The sequence below is a fragment of the Neoaquamicrobium microcysteis genome (genome assembly GCF_008180155.1).
Lineage (GTDB): Bacteria > Pseudomonadota > Alphaproteobacteria > Rhizobiales > Rhizobiaceae > Aerobium > Aerobium microcysteis.
Window position 1 is genome coordinate 184,449 of record NZ_VSZS01000063.1, and the last position, 22,770, is coordinate 207,218.

Annotated in this window: 19 protein-coding genes and 1 pseudogene; 6 read left to right on the forward strand and 14 right to left on the reverse strand. The window is 66.7% G+C overall.

What is annotated here, in order from left to right; translation table 11 throughout:
* Position 1: 1 nt before the first annotated feature.
* The 4 genes from FY036_RS12895 (at position 2) to FY036_RS12910 (ending at position 4,635) form a co-directional block, all read left to right on the forward strand.
* Entirely contained in the window at positions 2 to 1,048 is a 1,047-nt protein-coding gene (locus FY036_RS12895; protein WP_235897660.1) for an amino acid ABC transporter permease, read from the forward strand.
* A gap of 117 nt (positions 1,049 to 1,165) precedes the next feature.
* Positions 1,166 to 2,350, forward strand: a complete 1,185-nt coding sequence (locus FY036_RS12900) for a glycine C-acetyltransferase (RefSeq protein WP_148915139.1) — start codon at positions 1,166 to 1,168, stop codon at positions 2,348 to 2,350.
* Positions 2,351 to 2,522: 172 nt separating this feature from the next.
* A complete protein-coding gene (mutL, locus tag FY036_RS12905) occupies positions 2,523 to 4,334 on the forward strand; it encodes a DNA mismatch repair endonuclease MutL (RefSeq protein ID WP_148915140.1) in 1,812 nt (603 codons plus the stop codon).
* A gap of 70 nt (positions 4,335 to 4,404) precedes the next feature.
* Entirely contained in the window at positions 4,405 to 4,635 is a 231-nt protein-coding gene (locus FY036_RS12910) for a DUF2093 domain-containing protein (protein ID WP_148915141.1), read from the forward strand.
* A gap of 2 nt (positions 4,636 to 4,637) precedes the next feature.
* On the opposite strand, the gene lpxK is transcribed toward FY036_RS12910, so the two are convergent.
* From lpxK to FY036_RS12940, 6 genes are all read right to left on the reverse strand, one after another.
* The gene (lpxK, locus tag FY036_RS12915) at positions 4,638 to 5,669 is read right to left on the reverse strand and encodes a tetraacyldisaccharide 4'-kinase (RefSeq protein WP_148915142.1); all 1,032 of its coding nucleotides are present in this window, start codon (positions 5,667 to 5,669) and stop codon (positions 4,638 to 4,640) included.
* 7 nt (positions 5,670 to 5,676) lie between these two features.
* On the reverse strand, positions 5,677 to 7,002 hold the full coding sequence (gene waaA, locus FY036_RS12920) for a lipid IV(A) 3-deoxy-D-manno-octulosonic acid transferase (protein ID WP_148915143.1): 1,326 nt from the start codon (positions 7,000 to 7,002) through the stop codon (positions 5,677 to 5,679).
* On the reverse strand, positions 6,999 to 7,790 hold the full coding sequence (locus FY036_RS12925) for a lysophospholipid acyltransferase family protein (protein WP_148915144.1): 792 nt from the start codon (positions 7,788 to 7,790) through the stop codon (positions 6,999 to 7,001). The genes waaA and FY036_RS12925 overlap by 4 nt, the downstream gene beginning before the upstream one ends.
* A 35-nt stretch (positions 7,791 to 7,825) precedes the next feature.
* Positions 7,826 to 8,062: a DUF4170 domain-containing protein gene (locus FY036_RS12930; RefSeq protein WP_148915145.1), complete on the reverse strand. Its 237-nt coding sequence runs from the start codon at positions 8,060 to 8,062 to the stop codon at positions 7,826 to 7,828.
* Positions 8,063 to 8,177: 115 nt separating this feature from the next.
* A complete protein-coding gene (locus FY036_RS12935; RefSeq protein ID WP_148915146.1) occupies positions 8,178 to 8,975 on the reverse strand; it encodes a 3'(2'),5'-bisphosphate nucleotidase CysQ in 798 nt (265 codons plus the stop codon).
* Positions 8,962 to 10,305 carry a TldD/PmbA family protein gene (locus FY036_RS12940; protein WP_148915147.1) on the reverse strand — a complete coding sequence of 448 codons (1,344 nt, stop codon included), beginning with the start codon at positions 10,303 to 10,305 and terminating at the stop codon, positions 8,962 to 8,964. The genes FY036_RS12935 and FY036_RS12940 overlap by 14 nt, the downstream gene beginning before the upstream one ends.
* A 135-nt stretch (positions 10,306 to 10,440) precedes the next feature.
* Between FY036_RS12940 and FY036_RS12945 the strand changes: the two genes are divergently transcribed.
* Positions 10,441 to 11,871 (forward strand): MATE family efflux transporter, encoded by a 1,431-nt coding sequence (locus FY036_RS12945; RefSeq protein ID WP_235897661.1) that lies wholly within the window; start codon positions 10,441 to 10,443, stop codon positions 11,869 to 11,871.
* 3 nt (positions 11,872 to 11,874) lie between these two features.
* Here FY036_RS12945 and FY036_RS23775 read toward each other — a convergent pair whose 3' ends face one another.
* The 6 genes and pseudogenes from FY036_RS23775 to FY036_RS12970 form a co-directional block, all read right to left on the reverse strand.
* A complete protein-coding gene (locus FY036_RS23775) occupies positions 11,875 to 12,048 on the reverse strand; it encodes a hypothetical protein (protein ID WP_161601132.1) in 174 nt (57 codons plus the stop codon).
* A 146-nt stretch (positions 12,049 to 12,194) separates the two neighbouring features.
* Positions 12,195 to 13,097 (reverse strand): patatin-like phospholipase family protein, encoded by a 903-nt coding sequence (locus FY036_RS12950; RefSeq protein WP_148915148.1) that lies wholly within the window; start codon positions 13,095 to 13,097, stop codon positions 12,195 to 12,197.
* A 243-nt stretch (positions 13,098 to 13,340) separates the two neighbouring features.
* Positions 13,341 to 14,471, reverse strand: a pseudogene (locus FY036_RS12955) (M16 family metallopeptidase); the annotation flags it as partial.
* Positions 14,468 to 15,841, reverse strand: a complete 1,374-nt coding sequence (locus tag FY036_RS12960) for a M16 family metallopeptidase (RefSeq protein WP_148915150.1) — start codon at positions 15,839 to 15,841, stop codon at positions 14,468 to 14,470. The pseudogene FY036_RS12955 and the gene FY036_RS12960, both read right to left, overlap by 4 nt.
* Before the next feature lie 104 nt (positions 15,842 to 15,945).
* Positions 15,946 to 16,500 (reverse strand): 16S rRNA (guanine(966)-N(2))-methyltransferase RsmD, encoded by a 555-nt coding sequence (rsmD, locus tag FY036_RS12965; protein ID WP_148915151.1) that lies wholly within the window; start codon positions 16,498 to 16,500, stop codon positions 15,946 to 15,948.
* Positions 16,501 to 16,503: 3 nt separating this feature from the next.
* On the reverse strand, positions 16,504 to 18,414 hold the full coding sequence (locus FY036_RS12970) for a pseudouridine synthase (RefSeq protein ID WP_148915152.1): 1,911 nt from the start codon (positions 18,412 to 18,414) through the stop codon (positions 16,504 to 16,506).
* A gap of 78 nt (positions 18,415 to 18,492) precedes the next feature.
* On the opposite strand from FY036_RS12970, the gene FY036_RS12975 reads away from it, so the two are divergent.
* The gene (locus tag FY036_RS12975) at positions 18,493 to 18,939 is read left to right on the forward strand and encodes a nucleoside deaminase (protein WP_235897662.1); all 447 of its coding nucleotides are present in this window, start codon (positions 18,493 to 18,495) and stop codon (positions 18,937 to 18,939) included.
* An 11-nt stretch (positions 18,940 to 18,950) separates the two neighbouring features.
* Here the strand turns inward: FY036_RS12975 and FY036_RS12980 are convergent, their stop codons facing one another.
* Both FY036_RS12980 and ileS read right to left on the reverse strand, forming a co-directional pair.
* Positions 18,951 to 19,613 (reverse strand): hypothetical protein, encoded by a 663-nt coding sequence (locus FY036_RS12980; RefSeq protein ID WP_407941182.1) that lies wholly within the window; start codon positions 19,611 to 19,613, stop codon positions 18,951 to 18,953.
* 138 nt (positions 19,614 to 19,751) lie between these two features.
* Positions 19,752 to 22,694, reverse strand: a complete 2,943-nt coding sequence (ileS, locus tag FY036_RS12985; protein WP_148915153.1) for an isoleucine--tRNA ligase — start codon at positions 22,692 to 22,694, stop codon at positions 19,752 to 19,754.
* Positions 22,695 to 22,770: the final 76 nt, after the last annotated feature.

Genomic DNA, 22,770 nt, shown 5'->3' on the forward strand with positions numbered 1-22,770 from the left:
CGTGACTGTCACAACCGAAGACGGCCCACCGCGCGCGGAGTTTTCCGCGCGCGCGTGGCTGGAAGGCGCAAAACCGTCCGGCGTGGAGGCGGCGGCGATGGCGTGCCTCGCCGTCTTGTTGATCTGGATGCAGCTGGGCGGGACACGCATCGGCGGGCTTATCGCGCCGCTGACGGGTGGAGCGACAGGGCCGGGCACGACGCCGGGCTTCGCGCTCAACGCGCTTACCGGGCTGCTGGTGGCCGGCGCGGTGTGGGTCAACATCATCGTGCTGCGGCTGCTGCCGTTCCGCGCGCAGGTGGCCGTGGTGTGGGCCGAGCTGCTGCTGCTTTTCATCGCCTTCGTAGGCAGTTTCGACCGCGACTTCGGCATCTGGTTCGCGACCAGCCAGGACGGCACCACCAACTTCGCCTATCTCATCACCACCGGCGCGGTGACGACGCTCTACGTGTCGCTCATATCCATCGTGATCGCCTGCCTGATCGCGATGCTGGCGGCACTGGCCCGGCTGTCAAACATCGGGCCGGCCTATGCTGCGGCGACGTTCTACATCTCGTTCTTTCGCGGCACGCCGCTGTTGCTGCAGGTGTACCTGATCTATCTCGGCCTGCCGCAGCTGGGCCCGCAATTCGCCATGGACGCGGTGCCGTCGGGCATCCTCGCGCTGTCGCTGTGCTACGGCGCGTATCTGGCGGAAATCTTCCGCGCGGGCATCATCGGCGTGCCGCACGGCCAGCACGACGCCGCCAAGGCGCTGGGCCTGCCGCCGCGCCTGACCTTCCGCAAGATCGTACTGCCGCAGGCGATGCGCTTCATCGTGCCGCCGACGGGAAACCAGTTCATCGCCATGCTGAAGGATTCATCGCTTGTGTCGGTGATGGGCGTGTGGGAACTGACGCGCACGGCGCAGATCATCGGCAGGCGCGATTTCCGCGTGTTCGAGATGCTGATCGCGGCCGCCATCATCTACTGGGTGCTCTCGATCTGCTTCGAGCTGATCCAGTCCCGCATCGAACGCCATTACGGCAAGGGTTATGAGAGGAAATAGGCGAATGCGCCATTCAGCACCGCTGGGCGACTTCACCCCCCTCTGTCCTGCCGGACATCTCCCCCTCAAGGGGGGAGATTGGCCTTCATATCGGTATTCCCCAACCCTGGAGATCGCATGACCGACGCCTTCATCTCGCATCTTTCCACGGAGCTCGGCGCGCTGAAGGAAGGTGGGCTCTACAAGTCCGAACGCGTGATCTCGTCGATGCAGTCGGCGCAGATCGACGTGGGCGGAAAGAGCGTGCTGAATTTCTGCGCCAACAACTATCTGGGGCTCGCCGACAGCGAGGAGCTGCGCGAGGCGGCAAAGGCCGCGCTGGACCGCTACGGCTACGGCATGGCCTCGGTGCGCTTCATTTGCGGCACGCAGGAGGAGCACAAACAGCTGGAAGACCGCATCTCGCGGTTTCTCGGCATGGAGGACACGATCCTCTATTCGTCCTGCTTCGACGCCAATGCCGGGCTGTTCGAGACGCTGCTTGGCGAGGAGGATGCGATCATCTCGGATGCGCTGAACCACGCCTCGATCATCGACGGGGTGCGGCTTTCGAAGGCCAGACGCTATCGCTACGCCAACAACGACATGGGCGAACTGCGCGCGCGGCTGGAGGAAGCGAAGGATGCGCGCTTCAGGCTGATCGCCACCGACGGCGTGTTCTCGATGGACGGCATCATCGCCAATCTGCGCGGGGTGTGCGACCTGGCGGAGGAATACGGCGCAATGGTGATGGTGGACGACAGCCACGCGGTCGGCTTCGTCGGCCAGAACGGTCGCGGCTCTGCCGAGCATTGCGGCGTGGAAGGCCGCGTCGATATCATCACCGGCACTCTCGGCAAGGCGCTGGGCGGGGCTTCGGGCGGCTACACCTCGGCAAGGAAGGAAGTGGTGGAATGGCTGCGCCAGCGCTCGCGGCCCTATCTCTTTTCCAACACGCTGATGCCGGCGATCGCGGGCGCGTCGCTGAAGGTGTTCGACATGATCGACGAAGGCGACGAGCTGCGGGAACGGCTCTACGCGAACGCCGACCGCTTTCGCGAGGCGATGACGAAGGCGGGCTTCAGGCTGGCAGGCGCCGACCACCCGATCATCCCGGTGATGATCGGCGATGCTGCGCTTGCGGGCGAAATGGCGGCGAAGATGCTGGAACGCGGCATCTACGTGATCGGGTTTTCGTTCCCGGTGGTGCCGAAGGGCCAGGCGCGCATCCGCACGCAGATGTCGGCCGCGCATTCGCCGGACGACATCGACCGGGCGGTGGCGGCGTTCACCGAGGTGGGCAAGGAGCTGGGGGTTATCTAGCGGAAACGCGGATGCCTGGTGTACCCCCACCCCTTACCCCTCCCCTCAAGGGGGAGGGGGATTCTGAGACGCTGGCGCCCCCTCGGCCTCACGGGGGATGGGGTGCTCGGGACGAAAAGCGTCGCCATGTTCGCCCTTACCGCCGCTGCCCGAATCCCGATAGAATAGTGGCATGAGCATCCGCCAGCTTTCCGAAACCGTCATCAACCAGATCGCAGCCGGCGAGGTCATCGAGCGGCCGGCGAGCGTGGTGAAAGAGTTGGTGGAGAACGCGCTGGACGCGGGCGCGTCGCGCGTCGAGATCGCGACGGCGGGAGGCGGGCTGGCGCTGATCCGCGTCACCGACGACGGAACCGGCATGGATGCGGGCGACCTCGGCCTGTCGATCGCGCGGCACTGCACGTCGAAGCTGTCGGACGACATTCACGACATACGCTCGCTGGGTTTTCGCGGCGAGGCGCTGCCTTCGATCGGATCGGTCGGCAAGCTTTCGATCCGCTCACGCACGGCGGGTGCGGACAGCGGACACGAGATCGCCGTGGAAGGCGGAAGGGTTTCGCCGGTGCGGCCGGTGGCGGCCAATCGCGGCACGCTGGTGGAGGTGCGCGACCTGTTCTTCGCCACGCCTGCGCGGCTGAAATTCATGAAAGGCGAGCGGGCGGAAGCGACCGCCATAGCCGAGATCGTGCGGCGCGTCGCCATCGCGTTCCCGCATGTGCGGTTCACGCTTTCGGGCACCGACCGCTCGACGCTGGACCTTGCCGCCTGCGAGCGGACGGAGGACGGCGTGCAGCAGCGGATCGGCCAGGTGATCGGGCGCGAGTTCGCCGACAACGCGCTGGCGATCGAGGCTGCGCGCGAAGGCGTGCGGCTGAGCGGGTACGCGTCGATCCCGTCCTTCACGCGGGCGAACTCGCTGCACCAGTATCTCTACGTCAATGGCCGCCCGGTGCGCGACAAGATGCTGGCGGGCGCGATCCGTGGCGCCTATACCGACGTGCTGCCGCGCGACCGCCACGCGGTGACGGCGCTGTTTCTCGAGCTCGACCCGGCGCTGGTGGACGTGAACGTGCACCCGGCCAAGGCGGATGTGCGCTTCCGCGACCCGGGACTGGTGCGCGGGCTGATCGTCGGCTCGATCCGCGAGGCGCTGGCGCGCTCCGGCGTGCGGCCGGCAACCACGGCGGCGAGCGCCATGATGGAGGCGTTTCGCCCGCAAGGCACGCGCCCGCGCGGCTACAGCTTCGCCTATGCGGAGCCCGCCGCGCCCGGCTTCGACCCGCAGACTTCGGTGCACCGGCCGCTGGAAACGGGGTTCGGGGAAGCGGTGCAGACGATGTTCGCTTCGGCTACGAGCGCGGATGCGCGGGCAGGCGCGGTGGAGGCGACGCCCGCACTGACGGCCCGCCCGCTGGGTGCTGCGCGCGCGCAGGTGCACGAAAACTACATCGTCGCGCAGACGGAGGATTCGCTGGTGATCGTGGACCAGCACGCCGCGCATGAAAGGCTGGTCTACGAGGCGCTGAAGCAGGCGCTGTCTTCACGCGCGGTGCCCTCGCAGATGCTGCTGCTGCCCGAGATCGTGGACCTGCCGGAGGAAGACGCCGACCGGCTGGCGGCGCACGGCGAGCTTCTGGCTCGTTTCGGGCTGGGGCTGGAGCGGTTCGGGCCGGGCGCGGTGGCGGTGCGCGAGACGCCGTCGATGCTGGGCGAGGTGGACGTGCAGCGGATGGTGCGCGACCTTGCCGACGAGATCGCGGAAAACGACACGGTCGAAACGCTGAAAGAGCGGCTCCACACGATCGCTGCGACGATGGCGTGCCACGGCTCGGTACGGTCGGGACGCAGGCTGAGGGCGGAGGAGATGAACGCGCTGCTGCGGCAGATGGAGGCGACGCCGGGCTCTGGCACGTGCAATCACGGCCGGCCGACCTATATCGAGCTGAAGCTCTCCGACATCGAAAGGCTGTTCGGGCGGCGGTAGCTATCGGCGGCCCGGACTTGACCGCGCCACGCATTTGTGGCGGTACAGGGCCTGACGGAAGGTGAGTGAGATGAACCGTTTCGAAGGACCCGGCGGCAGGGAAGCGCGCATTCGTTATCTGGACGGCGATTTCCAGGTGATGACGCCCGGCGCGTTCGTGCGCTGCGCCGTGACCGGCGAAACCATCCCGCTGGACGAGCTGAAATACTGGAGTGTCGCGCGGCAGGAGCCGTATGTGAACGCCAACGCTTCGCTGGCGCGCGAACTGGAACTCGACCCGGGTTTGCGCAGCCGGAAGTAGCCCTACGAGCCCGCGCGGCGGAGGCGCCAGGCGTCGAGGGTGGCTTCGATCAGCACGCGCGGGGTGCGCTCCAGCTCGAAAACCGCCTCGATCTCGATAATTTTTGCGCGTTTGCGCAGCGCTGACAGCGCTTCGCTGGAATTGTCGAGGCGCACGGCGTCCTTGGCGGTGGTGACGAGCTGGAGGCCCTGCGCGTCGGCCGTAGCAAGCAAATCCTGGGCGTCGAAATCGCTGTAGAAATGATGGTCGCCGAAGCTTTTCGACACGATCAGCTCGCCGCCGACGGCCGTGACGGTGTCGAAGAACTTTTCCGGCTCGCCGATGCCGGCGAAGGCGAGGCAGCGCGCACCGGCGATGCCTTCGGGCGCGGTTGGCACGACGGAAGCCTCGTAGAAGGGCCGGCCGGCGCGGGCCGCCTGACGCAGCACGGTTTCGGCGGCTGGCCCCTCGCCGACCTTGAGCACGCCGTCCGCGTAGCGCATCTGGTCTACCAGCGAGGCGCGCATCGGGCCGCCGGGGATAGTGTGTCCGTTGCCGATGCCGCGACGGGCGTCGACCACGATCAGCGCGTGATCGATGTGGATGCGCGCGCTCTGGAAACCGTCGTCCATGATGATGAAATTGCAGCCGCGCGCGATGAGCATGCGGGCGCCGGCGGCGCGGTCGGCCGTCACGGCCACGGGGGCGGCACGCGCCAGAAGCAGTGGTTCGTCGCCGACATGGCGGGCGCTGTCGTGATGCGGATCGACGAAATGCGGGTGGCCGGCAACCGAGCCGCCATGACCGCGCGACAGGATGCCGGGCTTGAGGCCCATGGCGGCCGCCTGACGCGCCAGCGCGATGGCGACAGGGGTCTTGCCCGAGCCGCCGACGGTGAGATTGCCGACGCACAGCACCGGCGCGTCGACCTTCTCGCGCGGAGCGTTGAGAAGCCGGCGGCGCGCAACCGCGCCGTAGGCTGCCGAGAACGGCCACAGCGACCAGGCGCGCCAGTCCGCTTTCCTCCACCAGAAGGGGGGCGCCTCGCTGACCATGCGCGCCCTACCTGCCTTCCGCTACATTGGGCGTGTCGAGCCGCGCCTGCACTATGAGCGGATGGATGTAGGGCTCAAGCGCCTGCAGCGTCTTGGTGAGCGAACCGCGCATGTCCTCGACGGTGCGGCGGCCGGCTTCCATCATCTTGCGACGCTCGGCCTCGTTGTTGAGCAGGAAGTTGACCGCGCCGGCCAGAACCTCCTTGTCGCGGATGAAGCGCGCGCCGCCGTTGGCGGCAAGCTTCTGATAGGACTCTCGGAAGTTCTGGACGTTGCGACCGGACAGGACGGCGGTTCCGAGCATAGCCGGCTCCAGCGGGTTCTGGCCGCCCTGCCCCGTGAGCGAGCGGCCGACGAAGGCGATCTCGGTCAGGCGCAGGTAAAGCCCCATCTCGCCGATGGTGTCGCCGAGGAAAATGTCGGTGCCGGGCGCGATGGTGTCGCCGAGGCTGCGGCGCGCGACGGTTAGACCCATGGCAGCGCAGGAAGCGGCGACGGCGTCGGCGCGATCCGGGTGGCGCGGCACGATGATGGTGAGCAGGCCCGGATGACGCCCCTTGATGAGCTTGTGCACCTCGGCGGCGGCAAGCTCCTCGCCTTCATGCGTGGAGACGGCCGCCCAGACCTTGCGGTCGCCGATCTCGCCGCGCAGGCGCGTAAGCTCCGCTTCGTCAACCGGCGGAGGCACGGTATCGACCTTGAGGTTGCCCGACACCGTCACGGGGCGCGCGCCGAGAGCGCGGAAACGCTCGGCGTCCACTTCCGATTGCGCCACGACGTGGGCGAGATTTTCCAGCAGAGCCTCGGCCAGGAAGCTGCGCTTGCTCCAGCTTGCAAAGGAGCGGTCGGAGAGCCGGCCGTTGACCAGCACCTGCGGGACGCGGCGCGCGCCGAGCTCGAGGATGGTCATCGGCCAAATCTCGGATTCGGCGATGATGGCGAGATCGGGCTGCCAGTGGTCGAGGAAGCGGCTGACGGCGGGCTTCAAATCCAGCGGCACATATTGATGGATGATGCGGTCGCCCAGACGCTCTCTGGCGACATGGGCGGAGGTAACGGTGCCGGTGGTGAGAACCACGTTGATGCCGAAGCCGAGGATGCGCTCGATCAGCGGCGTGACGGCGATGGTCTCGCCGACGCTGGCTGCGTGCACCCAGACCAGCGGGCCCTGCGGGCGGGGCTGCCCTGCCCTGCCGTAGCGCTCACGACGCCTTGCGTGGTCTTCCTTGCCCTTGCTGGCGCGCCACGCGACATAGCCGCCGATGAGCGGATAGGCCGCCGCGCCTGCCCAGCGGTAGGAGGTGAGGAACGCGCGGGCCCAACGCTCGCTCATCGTGGGGCATCGACCAGTTCGTAGGAACGACGGGTGGCCTCGTTGAGGGCGGCCGTGACTTCGCGCCGCTTCTCTTCCATCAGCTCCGGGCCGGCGTCGGATGGCACATAGATGGGCTCGCCCACCGTCAGAGAGCGGCGGCCGAAGGGCAGGTTGATGGTGGTCTTATCCCAGCTGCGCTCCAGCACCTTGCGGCGGCTGGTGGCGATGGCGATGGGCACGATGGGGCGGCCCGATACCTTGGCCAGCGTGACGATGCCCAGCCCCGCCTCGCGCGGAGTGCCGTGGGGAATGTCGGCGATCATCGCGACGTTCATGCCCGAATCGAGCGTTCGCTTCAGGGTGATGAGAGCGCGGGCGCCGCCTTTTTCCGCCTTGGCCCTGCTGTCCTCGCGGCCGCCGGAGCCGCGCACGATGCCGAAGCCGAGCTTCTGCGCAACCAGCGCGTTCAGCTCGGCATCCGCGCTGCGCGAGAACATCGCGACCAGCTTGTGGTGACGCGGGTTGATGGCGGGACCGAGAAGATGCTGGCCGTGCCAGAGCGCGCCGATGGCCGGCGTGAGCGCCCTGATCCTCGGCTCGGGATCGTCGGAGCCGGCGACCGACGGATTGGTCCAGTAGGTGAATTTGACGATGCCCGCGATGAGCGTCGCCAGCAGATGCTTGACGAAGGTCGAACGCACGAGCGGTTGCCGCACCTTCTTCCAGGCCGACTTGAGCACTCCCGGCCGGGACTTCTGCCTGCGCGATTGCGCCTCCGGCAGGGGGGAAACGGCGTTTTCTTCCATGCGTCGTATTGTTCTTCTTGTTATTGCGGGACTGGTTATTTCGCCTGGGGGTCCAGCAGGCGATGCAGATGCACGATGAAATAGCGCATATGGGCGTTGTCCACCGTCGCCTGCGCCTTTGCTTTCCATGCAATTTCGGCAGATTTGTAGTCGGGGAAGATGCCCACGACGTCGAGCTCGTCGAGATTGCGGAAATCGACGCTCGACAGCGACTTCAGCTCGCCGCCAAAAACGAGGTGGAGAAGCTGCTTGTTTTCGGTCTCTTCGGCCATGTCAGTCACACATATCAAAGGATAGGGTTGCGTTTCAGCGCGTCATGGGCGCCGATGCGGTGACTTCCTCTAGATGATTTCGCTACGATTTGAAACCTGTCCGTGATCATACGGATCAGTGCTCCACGGCGATGAGCCGGGCCATTTCGCGCAAGAGCGCACCGCTGCCTGCAACCAGCGCCCCGTGGCGCGGATCACGCCCGGCATAGAGCGGCGGGGAGCCGGTTTCGTCCAGCACCGCGCCACCTGCCTGCCGCAGGATGAGATCGGCGGCTGCGAGATCCCAGTCATGCGAGTTTGGCTTGACGAAGGTGGCATCGAGCTCGCCGCTGGCCACCATGGCGATGCGGTAGGCAAGCGAAGGGACGTAAGGGATGGGGGCGCGCGCACGCATGTAGGCCGGAGCCTTCTGCAACATGGGCTTCGGGCCGGCGATGCGGGGGGCCGGGCCAGGTTGGGTCACGGCGATCGCGGTGCCGTTCATGAGCGCCGCGCCGCCGGCGACGGCCTCGTAAATCTCGCCCCTGGCCGGACAGTCGAGCACGCCAGCAAGCGAGACGCCGTTTTCAACGACCGCTATCGACACGCACCATGTGCGCTTGCCATCGATGAAGGCGCGGGTGCCGTCTATGGGATCGACGACGAAGGTGCGCGCCGCCGAAAGACGCTCCGGGCCGTCCACCGTCTCTTCCGAAAGCCAGCCATAGGCGGGCCGGGCGGCGCGCAGCGTCTCGCGCAGGAAATTGTCGACCGCGATGTCGGCGGCGGTGACGGGCGAGGTGCCGTTCTTCATCCACGTGTCGGGATCGCGGCCGAAATGGCGCATGGCGATCTCGCCGCCCTCGCGCGCCGCGTCGCGGATCAGAGCCAGATCGGCCGTCAAATCTTCGGAGACGCGGTCACTCGCCTGCAAGCGTCATCCCCTCGATCAGAAGCGTGGGAGCGGCGGTGCCGAAATTGCGGTCCAGATCGCTGGCGGGCACCATGTTGAGGAACATGTCCTTGAGGTTGGCCGCGATGGTGACCTCGGCGACCGCCCATGCCAGCTCGCCATTGTCGATCCAGAAGCCGGATGCGCCGCGCGAATATTCGCCCGTGACCATGTTGACGCCCTGCCCGAACACCTCGGTGACGTAAAAGCCGGACTTGAGCGACGCAAGCAGCTCCTGCGGCGTCTGCGAACTGGGCTCGATGGCAAGATTGGTGGAGGACGGCGACACGGACGACGACGCCCGCACGCCGCGACCGTTGGTGACGAGGCCCAGCTCACCAGCGGCGGAGGTGGACAGGAACCAGTGGTTGAGCACGCCCTTGTCGACCATGGTGAGGGCAGCGCCTTCCACGCCCTCGCCATCGAAGGGCCGGGAGGACTGGCCACGCGGCTTGAGCGGATCGTCAGTGACGGTGATGGCGGACGAGGCGACCTGCCGGCCCATCATGTCGCGCAGGAAGGAGGTCTTGCGGGCGACGGAAGCGCCGTTGATGGCGCCGGCGAGATGGCCGGCGATGCCGCGCGCGACGCGGGGATCGAAGACGACCGTGACCGGCCCCGTCTTCGCCTTGCGCGCGCCCAGCCGCTTGACCACGCGCCCGCCGGCCTTTCGGCCGATTGCGGCGACGGGGTCCAGATCGGCGAAGTGGAGGCGCGAGGAATATTCGTAGTCGCGCTCCATGCCGGTGCCTTCGCCGGCGATGACGCTGACGGAGCGAGAAAAGCGGGACGCCATGTACTGGCCGAGGAAACCGTGCGAGGTGGCAAGCACCATGCCGCCCATTCCCGCGGATGCGCCGGCGCCGGAGGAATTGGTGACGCCTTCGACCGCCAATGCTGCGTCCTCCATCGCCAGCGCGTCCTCGCGCAGACGGTCGGCGGGGATTTCGGTGGCGTCGAAGAGGTCGAGATCCCGGATGTCGCGGGCCAGAAGCGCCTCGTCGGCGAGACGCTGGTGCGGGTCTTCGGGCGACGCCTTGGCCATCGCCACGGCGCGCTCGGCAAGTGCCGCGGCATCCGATGCGGCGTTGGCCGAAACGCTGGCCGAGCGCTGCCCGACGAAGACGCGCAGCGATACGTCGTCGCTCTCGGACGCCTCGGTGCCCTCGACCTTGCCCAGACGCACCGAAACGCTGGTGGAACGCGAGCGGATCGCCACAGCGTCGGACGCATCGGCGCCGGCATCCTTCGCGGCCTCCACAAGCCGCGCGACGAGGTCGGCGAGGCTGCTGGAATCGATCGGACGGGTCATGAAATCACTCTATGCGGCGGGAGGGGGATGACGGGAAAAGACACCGCCTCCATCTATGGCCATGTATCGCGTGTTGCAATGGCTGGCCAATGCGGCAATTCGTGGTAGGACCGGCAACAGGCGAAACGAAGACAGATGTCCGACACCGCGCGCGCCATTCCCCAGCAGGCGAAATTCGTCACAGGATCGACGATGCGCCACGTTGCCGTAATGACGGCGACCGGCTCCGTCGGGCTGGTGGCGATCTTCATCGTCGATGCGCTGAACCTGTTCTACATCTCCATGCTGGGCGTGCAGGAGCTGGCGGCCGCCATCGGCTTCGCCAGCACGCTGATGTTCTTCACCATCTCGGTCGCTATCGGCCTGACCATCGCGGCATCCGCGCTCGTGTCGCGCGCGCTTGGGCGGGGCGACCGGGGCGAGGCCGCGCGCATGGGCGGCGCGTCGATGGTGTTCATGGGGCTGACCACGGCGGCGATCGCGCTGGCGGTGTGGCCCTTCCTAGACGATCTGGTCGGCATGATCGGGGCGACCGGCGAGACGAGGCGGCTTGCCACGCGCTTCCTGCAGATCGTCATCCCCTCATCACCGATCGTGGCCATGGGCATGTGCGCCACCGGCATCATGCGCGGGGCGGGCGACGCGCGGCGCGCGATGTATGTGACGCTGGCGGGAGGCGTGGCGGCCGCCGTGCTGGACCCGCTGTTCATCTTCGGCTTCGGACTTGGGCTCGACGGCGCGGCGATCTCGACCGTGCTGTCGCGGATGGTGCTTCTGGCCGTCGGAATACATGGCGCGCACCGCGTGCACCGGCTGATGGCGCTGCCGGACCGGGCAAGGCTGGCGGCTGCGGCGCGGCCGTTCTTCGCCGTCGGCATCCCGGCTGTGCTGACGCAGCTCGCCACGCCGGTGGGCAATACCTACGTCACCGTGGAGATGGCGCGGTTCGGCGACGACGCGGTCGCGGGCTGGGCGATCATCGGGCGGCTGATACCCGTCGCCTTCGGCGTCATCTTCGCGCTGTCGGGAGCGGTGGGGCCGATCCTCGGCCAGAACTACGGCGCAAGGCGCTACGACAGGCTGAACATGGCGCTGCGCGACGCGCTGGTGTTCGTGACCATATACTGCCTTGTGGTGTGGGGGCTGCTGGCGCTTTTCGCCACGCCCATCGCAGGCCTGTTCGGTGCGAGCGGGCCGGCGAACGAACTGGTCGTGTTCTTCTGCCTGTTTGCGGCAGGCAGCTTCCTGTTCAACGGCGCGCTTTTCGTCGCCAATGCGGCGTTCAACAATCTCGGCTTCGCGACCTATTCGACCGTGTTCAACTGGGGGCGCTCGACGCTGGGCGTCATCCCGTTCGTGTGGGCGGGAGCACAGCTCTACGGAGCCAAGGGCGTCATCGCGGGATGGGGGCTTGGAGCGGTGGTGTTCGGCATCGCGGCGGCCATCGTGGCCTTCAGGGTGGTACGCAACATCGGCGACAGGCCGCCGATCGACGAGGATATGCCGCCTCCGCCGCCGGCGGCCAACTCGCCATTCTCGACAGGCAAGGCCGCGACGCTGCAGTAGCGGCTACCGGATCTTCGGCCCGGTCGCCCTGTCCCTGGGTGCTTCGGCCTGCTTGTCCGAGGACTTCGCCATCCTGTCCCGCTTCTTCTGGAAGATGGGGACGCGCTGGCTGCCCCATGGCGTCCACAGGCTCGTCTGGCCCTCACGCGTGCGTGTTTCGGAAACGTGCTGATTCATCGTCTTTACCTCCACGTTCCCCTCAACAACGCAGCGTCCTTGCCAATATTTCGGCGCCGCGCATTAAACTTACGTAATGGAAGCCGGAAGTGGTGAGAAACCGCACACAGACCGCCATCACCTTTATGTGAGGGCGGGCGGAGATATCAGTCGTCGTCGTTCTCGAAGCGCTCGACAGCGGCGGCGACCGCGTGCTTCAGCTCGTCCTTGATGGAAACGGTTTCGGCAAGAACGCGCTCGATCTTCATGAAGTCGAGCACGCGGAAATGCGAGACCGGCGGGCGCAGCAGGATCTGCGGACGCGAGCGCTGGAGCTTCAGCGCCATGATGGACTGCATCATGATCTGGCTGGAGCCGAAAACGAGGTCGAGCGAATTGGGCCGGCTGCGACGGTCGGGCGTCGGTGCGCCGACGACGTCGATGGCGATCACGATGTCGGCCAGGCCTTCGAGAAGATCGAACGGGACGGGATTGGAAATGCCGCCGTCGACGAGCAGACGGCCATCAATACGTACCGGCCGGAAGACGGCGGGAATGGCGGCCGACGCGGCGAGCGCGGCATAGAGGCTGCCGCTGTCGAACACCGCCTCGCCATAGGCGAAGAAGTCGGTGGCGGTGACGCGCAGCGGTATCTTCAGCTTGTCGAAACGGTCGGGGATGCCGGATGGCAGGAAGGAGTGCAGGATGCGCTCGACGTTGAACTGGGTGAAGCCGACGCCGCCGGCGACCATTTCGGCAAACGTGCCGGGACGCGCGCGCCACATACGGGCCGCCACCTCGGCGCGGCGGCCGAGAATGGAGGCGGCGTAGTCGTGGACCTCCCGGCCCGACATGCCTGCCGCCATGCCAGCTCCCATGATCGCGCCGATGGACGAGCCCGAGATGGCGACGGGCCTGATGCCCAGCTCGTCCAGAGCCTCCATCACATGGATGTGGGAGAGCCCCCGCGCGCCGCCGCCGCCGAACGCGACCGCAAAAGTGGGCTGGGCACCCGCCTTGCGGGGCGGGGCCCCCTGCTCAGTCGCGCGTTCGGGAATGAAGGCGTCCATGCGCCATCCTCACTCGCCTTCGGCAGCCTCTGGACCGATCACGAGAATGGCGGGATCCGCGACAAGCAGCCGCTGCGCCGCCGCCTTCACCTCGTCAAGCGTGACGGCCTCGATGTAGCCGACGCGGCGGTCGATATAGTCTATGCCGCGATTTTCCTTCTGGAGCTCGACCAGCGTGCGGGCAACGGCAAGCGACGAGTCCAGATTGTTGATGGGATACGCACCGATCAGGTAGGTCTTGGCGCGCGCCAGCTCTTCCTTCGTCGGGCCTTCCTCGGCCATCTTGCGCACCTCGTCGCGGATGACGCCGAGCGCTTCCTGCGCACGGTCGGAACGCGTGGACGTGCCGATGACCAGCATGTTCGAATAGTCGCCGGTCTGGAGGCCGGAGCCGACGCCGTAGGCCAGCCCGCGCTTTTCACGAACCTCGTCGAACAGGCGCGAGGAGAACGTGCCGCCGCCGAGGATATGGTTCATGATGAAGGCTGCGAAGAACTCCGGATCGTCACGCTCGAGCCCGGGATAGACCAGCTGGATGGTCGATTGCGGCAGCGCGTAGGGATAGGACACCTCCTGCGCCAGCGCGGGCTCGATCTTCTCCACCGGGGTCAACTCCGCCTCCGCCGGCAGGCCGCCGAAGACGCGGTCGAGTTCGGCCTTCAGCGTGTCGGCATCGATGGCGCCGACGACGGCGATGGAAATGTTCGAGCGCGCGAAGGTGCGCGCATGCAGCGCCTTGAGGTCTTCGGGCGTGACCGAAGACAGCGACTCGGCCGTACCGTCGCCCCGACGTGCATAGGGGTGGTCGCCGTAGAGCGCCTTGGCGAACTCTTCCTGCCCGAGCGTCTCGGGATCGCGCATATCGCTCTGGATGCGGGTGAGTATCTGGCCGCGGATACGGTCCACCGGCTCCTGATCGAAGCGTGGGCTGTTGACCGCCATGCGCAACAGGTCGAACGCATCGTCGCGCTGGTCGGAGAGCATGCGCATCTGGCCGTAGACCGCATCTCGGGAAGCGTTGAAGCTCATCTCCGCGCCGACATCGTCCAGGCGCTCCTGGAACGCGTCGTCGTCCAAGTCGCCCGCGCCCTCGTCGAACAGACCGGTCATCAGCGTCGATGCGCCTTCCTTGCCGACGGGATCCTGCGTGGTGCCGCCCCTGAAGGCGAAGCGGACGGAAATGAGCGGGACAGTGTAGTCCTCGACCAGCCAGGCCGTGACACCGCCATCGGACGTCACTTCCTGAATGTCGACCGCTGCGCGGGCCGGAACGATGGCCGGCAGCGTCAGGAAAAAGAGGGCGAACATCGCCGTAGCGACAGCCGTCACGTATCGGTTCGGCTTCATATCCGGAAGGGTTTCGCGGGCATTCATGAGCGGTCGTCCTCTTGCGGAAGCAGGTAGCCGGTGACGGCGCGGCGCTGGTCGAGATAGCGGGCGGCGGCGGCCTGCACGTCTGCGGCGGTGACGGCCTTGAGACGGTCGGGCCATTCGGCGATGTCCTCGACGGTGCCGCCGGTCGTAAGCGTGGCGCCGTAGATGCGGGCCATGCCGGACTGGTCGTCGCGGGCGAAGATCATCGAGCGCAGCGCGCGGGTCTTCGACTTCTCCAACTCGTCCTCGGTGATGCCGTCTTCGACGATCTTCGCGATCTCTGCGTCGATCGCCTGCTCGACCGCTTCCAGCGTGGCATCGCCGCGCGGCGAGCCGTAGACCATGAAGACCGTGTCGTCGAGCGAGGTGCCCTGATAATAGGCCCCCGCCGACGAGGCGATGCCCTGCTTGACGATCAGCTCCTGATAGATGCGGCTGCGCATGCCGCCGCCTAGCACTTCGGCCAGAATGTCGAGCGCTTCGGCACCGCCCTCTTCAGCGGTGGTGTAGGAAGGCACGACCCAGCGCTTGGAATAGCTGGCGACACCGACGCGTTCGTCGCTAAGCTCGACGATGCGCTTCGTGTTCTGCTCTGGCTCGGTGGGACGGATGCGCGGAGGCAAATCCGGGCCGCGCTCTATCCTGCCGTAGGTTTCCTCGGTCATGGCCCGCACCTCGGCGACATCGACATCGCCGGCAACCACCAGGACCGCGTTGTTGGGCGCGTAGAAGCGGTCGTAGAACTCTATCGCATCTGCCCGGTTGAGCTGCTCGATCTCGTGCATCCAGCCGATGACGGGAATGCGATAGGGATGGTTCTGGTAGAGCGTGGCGTTGACTTCCTCGCCGTGCAGAGCCTGCGGGCTGTTTTCCACCCGCGAATTGCGCTCCTCGATGATGACGTCGCGCTCGGGCCCGATGACATCGTCGGTGAGCACCAGATTGCGCATCCGGTCTGCCTCGAACTCCATCATGGTCCTGAGCTCGGTTGGTGCGACCTGCTGGAAATAGGCGGTGTAGTCGTAGGAGGTGAAGGCGTTCTCGCGCCCGCCGACATCGGAGATGCGGGCGGAAAACTCGCCGGGGCCATGGGTGCTCGTGCCCTTGAACATCAGATGCTCGAAGAAGTGCGCGATGCCCGACTTGCCGGGCTCCTCGTCGGCGCTGCCGACCTTGTACCACAGCATGTGGGTGACGACGGGCGCGCGCCTGTCGGGGATGACCACCACTTCCAGGCCGTTGTCGAGCGTGTAGCTTTCGACCAGCGGCTCCTCTTCGGCGGAAGCGAACGAGAGCGGGGCGGCGACGAATGCGGCGGCGAGAGCGAATCTGAATGCCGCGCGCGCATTGCGACCGGGACGAGGCGTCATGAAAAATTCCTTCTTCCGAAACCATGCCAGAGATAGCGCAAGAAGCGACATGCGCAATCGCGGCCGGCTGACATCTGCGTCATCGGCGGCAACGGTGACGAAAGTCAGGCACGGTCGCAGAAAGTCACCGTGGTGTCGCCATAGTCGCGCTTCTCGACGAGCCTGAAGCCCGCGACAGGCCGGAACGGCGAGGCAGCGGCCTCCTCCACCACCGCCAGCGCCTGCGGCTTGAGCCAGCCGCCGGCAAGAGCCGCCGAAAGCGCGCGCTCGGCCAGCCCCTTGCCGTAGGGCGGATCGGCAAACACGATGTCGAAAGGCATTATGGTGCCGACCTCGCCCAGTGTAGCCGCGTCCCGCCTGAAAATCTTGGTGCGGCCCTGAAGGCCCATGGCCTCGACATTGGTGCGGATCAGGCCGCGCCCCTCGGCCGATTCCTCGACGAACACGCAGCTGGACGCGCCGCGCGACAGAGCCTCCAGACCGAGCGCGCCGGTGCCGGCGAAGAGGTCGAGCACGCGCCCGCCATCAAGAAGCTCCGGATGATTGTGCGCGAGGATGTTGAACACGGCCTCGCGCGTGCGGTCGCTGGTCGGGCGGATCGCATTGGAACGCGGCGTGGCCAGCGGCCGGCCGCGAAACTCCCCGCCCACGATGCGCATGGATCAGCGGTCTCCGCGCGGCTTGCGCGGCCCCTTGGGCCCACCCGCAAAGTTGCCGCCCTTGCCGGCGGGGCGCGGCTTGCCGGCGTAGCGCTTGCCCTCGTTGCGCTCGGCAACGGCGGCAGCCTTCTTCTCGCCCATCGGGCGGGCGCCGGGCGCCATCCAGACATTGGCCGTGCGCGAACGCTGCTTTTCTTCCGGCCGGTCTTCGCGCCCACCTGGCTTTCCGCCGCCGCCGAAGCGCTTCGGGCCGTCTTCGCGCCGGGGGCCGCCGCCTCGCATGGGTTTCGTCTGCAGCCGGCCGAGCGCATCCTCGCGCTTCTGCTCGCGCTCGCGTTTGCGGTTGCGCGGCATCTCGCTCGCTTCCTCGCGCTTGCGCTCCGAACGCTCCGAGACCGGCTTGTTGGAGAACTCGTTGAGGATGGGCGCCTCGAAATTCGCACCCGATTCCTCGATGAGCCGCTCGCCCAGCTGGTCGCGCAGCAGCTTGCCCTTGAGTTCGCGCACCTCGCCCTCGGCCAGTTCGCCAAGCTGGAACGGGCCGTAGGAAATGCGGATGAGGCGGGTCACGTCGAGCCCCAGCGAGCCGAGGATATTCTTCACCTCGCGGTTCTTGCCCTCGCGCAGGCCGATGGTGAGCCATGCGTTGGAGCCCTGCTCACGGTCCAGCGTCGCCTCGACCGCGCCGTAGAACACACCGTCGACCGCCACGCCTTCCTTGAGTTGCTCCAGCGCCTCGGGCTCGACCTTGCCGTGCACGCGAACGCGATAGCGGCGCAGCCAGCCGGTAGCGGGCAATTCCAGCACGCGCGAAAGGCCCCCATCGTTGGTCAGCAGCAGAAGGCCTTCGGTGTTGATGTCGAGGCGGCCAACCGTCATCAGGCGCGGGAGCTTCTTGGGCAGGATATCGAAGACGGTCTTGCGGCCTTCGGGATCGCGGTTGGTGGTGACAACGCCAGCCGGCTTGTGGAACAGGAACAGGCGCGTGCGCTCGATATCCGGGATGTCCTTGCCGTCGAGCTGGATGCGATCCGTCGGCGAGACGTTGACCGCCGGAGAGTCCAGAACCTTGCCATTCAGCGAGACCCGGCCAGCCGCGATCATGTCCTCGGCATCGCGGCGCGAGGCAACGCCCGCACGCGCCAGCCGCCGCGCTATGCGTTCGCTCGTGTCGGCACCAGTGCCGGTCGCTTCGGCAGCGCCCTCGCGCTCGCGGCGGCCAGGACGCGGACCCCTGAAGTCGTCACCGTCGCGCTTGCGGAAAGGTTTGCGTTCGCCTTCGGCCTTGGCGTAGGGGCGGCGCTCGCCGTCCTCGCGCTTGCGGAAGGGTTTACGGTCGTCGCCTTCGCGAGCCGGGCGGTCGTCACGCTTCTGGTAGGGGCGCTTGTCGCCTTCGGCCTTGGCATAGGGCGGGCGGTCGCCATCCTTGCGGAAAGGCTTGCGGTCCCCGTCCTCACGGGGGCGGAACGGCTTGCGGGCTCCGCTTTCGCCGGCGGGACGGTCGTCGCGCTTCTGGAACGGGCGCTTTTCGCCGTCCGCCTTCGCATAGGGGCGACGTTCGCCGTCCTCGCGCTTGCGGAAGGGCTTGCGATCGCCGCCTTCGCCCGCGGGACGATCGTCGCGCTTCTGGTAGGGGCGCTTGGCGCCTTCGGCCTTGGCATAGGGCGGGCGGTCGCCATCCTTGCGGAACGGCTTGCGGTCCCCGTCCTCACGGGGGCGGAACGGCTTGCGGTCTCCGCCCTCGCCTGCGGGACGATCGTCGCGCTTCTGGTAGGGGCGTTTGGCGCCTTCGGCCTTGGCGTAGGGCGGGCGGTCGCCATCCTCGCGGGGGCGGAAGGGCTTGCGATCGCCGCCTTCGCGTCGCGGGCCGCGTCCTGCACCGCCGCGCGGCGGCTTTTTCGTATCATCGTTCATGTGGCATTCGCCTTTCAGCGCGGGTAACTATCAGACCACATTGGGCCTTGCGAGTGAAATGTCATCGACGGTGAACGCATGAAATCGTCCCCCTTAATGGAAGCGGCATTCGCCGAGGCCGAGGCCGCCGCCGCGCGCGGCGAGGTGCCGATCGGGGCCGTGGTGGCGATGGACGGGCGCGTGCTGTCGCGCGCGGGCAACCGCACCCGCGAACTCAACGACCCCACCGCGCATGCCGAAATACTGGCGATCCGCGAGGCCTGCGCACTGCTGGCCAGCGAGCGCCTGCCGCAGGCCGACCTCTACGTGACGCTGGAGCCCTGCCCGATGTGCGCGGCGGCGATATCGTTTTCGCGCATTCGCAGGCTGTATTTCGGAGCGGCGGACGAGAAAGGCGGGGCGGTGGTTAGCGGCGGGCGGTATTTTCACCAGCCGACATGCCACCACGCGCCGGAAATCTATGCGGGTATTTCAGAAACAAAGTCCGCAGACATGCTGCGGACCTTCTTCAAAGAGCGGCGCTGACCGTCAGTACGTCAAAGGCCGGGAATGAAGTCCCGCCATGACGACTTGCCGCTGGCCCGCTGGGCACGGCGCTCCTTGACCGCCTCGTCTTCACCGATGTCGCCGGCCGCAGCGGTGGCCGCAGGCTGGCGGTAGGTGACCGGCGGCTCGCTGAGGTAGCGGCGGGTGGTGGGGCTGCCCTGGTTCTGCTCGCGCAGGCGGCGCTGCACCTCGGAACGCGCGTTGGGATTGCGCGTCACCGGCTCGCTGGCCCAGCGCTCGGGATCGTAGGAGGCCGTCTGCGTGCTGCCGGTGCCGGAGGGTGCAACCTCGGGACGGTAGAACGGATTGTCCTGGTTGGCTGTGGCGTCGGCGCGGATGCGGGCACGACGCTCCTCGGGCGATTCGGGCCACTGCGGGTTTTCGGAAGAGGCCATGTCCTGCTGCGGCTCGGGCAGCACTTCCAGCGAGGCGGGCTTCACGAGGCCCGGACGCGGATTATAGGCGATCTCCGGCCCCCGCTCGCGCGGGCCGATGGAGAGAATGCCGGTCACGTCCTCGACAAGCTGCTGGTTGGCGGACTTGCCGGTGCCGTAGGTCGGCGAACTCATGCAGCCCGACAGCAGCGCTGCGGCGCAAACGACCGATGCGCCAAGAAGGAGCTGCGTGCCACCACGCGTGGAAATGCGTTCGATCTTCACTGGAACTTGCCTCTCACATCAGGCGGAAAACGCCGGATCAACGCCTAGTTTTGCCAGAAAATCCGGCGACAACAAGGCGTCTGGACCGCCGCCTTGTACCCTATTCAGCCCAACCGGGCAACGCCGGCCGGCTCAAAGCCGGCCAAGCGCCCTGAGTTCGTGGAGCGCCGCCGCATCGCGCGCCGAAACGTCGGGAAATTCCGCGTCGGAGCCGACATCGTCGGTGTAGCGCCAAGAACGTGCGCATTTGGTGCCGCCGGCAAGCGCGGGAACGACCCCGACACCCTTTACGTCGTCGAGCGTGAACGAAATTTCTGGCGCCGCCTCGGCAAGGATGGAGATGCCGCTGGTGATGCAGATCTCGGCCATGTCGACATCCGCGATGGCCGCACGCAACTCGGCGTCGGCGACGTGCACGATCGGGGCGGCCTCAAGCGAAGAGCCGATGCGCTTTTCGCGGCGCTCGATCTCCAGCGCGCCGGTGACGACGCGGCGAACCTGCCGCACCTTGCGCCACTTGGCGGCGAGCGCATCGTCGCGCCATTCTGCCGGCACGTCGCGGAACTGCTCCAGATGCACCGAGACGGCATCGGGGTGACGCTCCATCCACGCTTCTTCCATCGTGAAGGGGAGCATGGGCGCAAGCCAAGTGACGAGATGGTCGAACAGGTGGCGCACGACGACGATCGCCGACTTGCGCTTCACGCTCGAAGGCGCGTCGCAGTAGAGCGCGTCCTTGCGCACGTCGAAATAGAACGCCGACAGCTCGACCACCATGAAGTCGATGAGCGAGCGGGTGATGCGCTTGAAATCGAACGCATCGTAGCCCTTGCGCACCAGCTCATCCAGCTCGGCGATGCGGTGGAGCATCAGGCGTTCGAGCTCCGGCATGTCGGAAAGCGCGACCTGCTCGCCCTCGTCGTGCGCCAGCGTGCCCAGCATCCAGCGGATGGTGTTGCGCAGCTTGCGGTAGGCGTCGATGTTGGTCTGGAGCACGTTCTTGCCCAGCCGCTGGTCTTCCCAATAGTCGGTGGTCATGACCCACAGGCGCAGGATGTCTGCGCCCGACTGCTTCATGACGTCCTGCGGAACGACCGTGTTGCCGAGCGACTTCGACATCTTGCGGCCGTCCTCGTCCATGGTGAAGCCATGGGTGATGACCGCGTCGTAGGGCGCGCGGCCGCGCGTGCCGCAGCTTTCGAGCAGCGAGGAGTGGAACCAGCCGCGATGCTGGTCGGAGCCTTCGAGATAGACATCCGCCGGCCATTTCATGTCCGGGCGGTCTTCCAGCGTGAAGGTGTGGGTGGAGCCGGAATCGAACCAGACATCGAGAATGTCGGTGACCATCGCCCACGGCTCGTTGGCGCGCGATCCCAGGAAGCGCTCGCGCGCACCTTCGGCGAACCATGCGTCTGCACCCTCGGCCTCGAACGCTTCGAGGATGCGGGCGTTGACCTCCGTGTCTTTCAGTACCTCGCCATCCTCGTTTGCGAAGATGCAGATCGGCACGCCCCAGGCGCGCTGACGCGACAGCACCCAGTCGGGCCGATCCTCGATCATCGCGCGCAGGCGCGTCTGCCCGGCGGCGGGCACGAAGCGGGTGGCGTCGATGGCCGCAAGAGCGCGGGAGCGCAGGGTGGTGGTGTCGCCGAGGTCTTTGTCCATGTAGACGAACCACTGCGGTGTGTTGCGGAAGATCACCGGCTTCTTGGAGCGCCAGGAGTGCGGATAGGAGTGCTTGAGGCGGCCGCGTGCGAACAGCATGTTGGCTGCGATCAATGCCTCGATGACCGCCTTGTTGGCGTCGCCCTTCTTGCCGTTGTCGTCGATGACGCGTGCGGCGCCGCCTTCGCGGTCCGGCCCGAAGCCCGGCGCGTCCTTGGTGAAGAAGCCGGCGTCGTCCACGGTGAAGGGGATGCGCGTTTCGATGCCGCGGGCTGCGAGATCCTTGGCCGCATCCATCCACGCGTCAAAGTCCTCGCGGCCATGGCCGGGGGCGGTGTGGACGAAGCCGGTGCCCGCGTCGTCGGTGACATGGTCGCCGGGGAGCATGGGGACGGCGAAGTCGTAGCCGCCGCCGAGGCCCTTGAGGGGGTGGGCGAGCGTGATGTCTTCCAATTGCTCAGCGGTAACCTTGCGCAGTCGCTTGGATTCGAGCTTCGCCTTGGCGAAAGATTCGTCGGCCAGTGCATCGGCAAAGATCAGCTTATCGCCCGGCTGCGGCCCGAAATCGTTTTCGGCTGCCGTGACCTCGTAGAGGCTATAGGAAATACGCGGCGAATACGCGACTGCACGATTGCCGGGGATCGTCCAAGGGGTGGTCGTCCAGATAACCACATGGGCATCCAGAAGCTCACGAATGTCTGCTTCACCCTTCTCGCCACCAATACCGCCGGCTGCGCCCACAGGGAACTTCACCCAGATCGTATCCGACTCGTAGTCGTGGTATTCGACCTCGGCCTCGGCCAGCGCGGTGCGCTCGACGACCGACCACATCACCGGCTTGGAGCCGCGATAGAGCTGGCCGGACATGGCGAACTTCAAGAGCTCGCCGGCGATGCGCGCCTCGGCGTGGTAGTTCATCGTCGTGTAGGGGTTGTCGAAGTCGCCCTCGACGCCCAGCCGCTTGAACTCCTCGGTCTGCACGTCGATCCAGTGCTGGGCGAAGTCGCGGCATTCCCTGCGGAACTCGTTGACGGGCACCTCGTCCTTGTTCCTGCCGGCCGCGCGGTACTTCTCCTCGATCTTCCACTCGATCGGCAGGCCATGACAATCCCAGCCCGGAACGTAGTTGGAGTTGTAGCCGCGCATCTGGAACGAGCGCGTGATGACGTCCTTGAGGATCTTGTTGAGCGCGTGGCCGATGTGGATGTTGCCGTTGGCGTAGGGCGGGCCATCGTGCAGCACGTAGAGCGGGCGGCCGGCCGCGCTCTCGCGCAGCCTGTTGTAGAGCTTCATCTCCTGCCAGCGTTTGACGAGCAGCGGCTCCTTCTCGGGCAGGCCGGCGCGCATCGGAAACTCCGTCTGCGGCAGATAAAGGGTCCTGGAATAATCGAGCTTCTCGGCGGTCGTCATGGTCTCATCGCATCGTCGGCCCGAACGGGGAAAGCACGCCGGGCAAGGCTGGGGTCAAACAGGCGAAGGCGCGCGG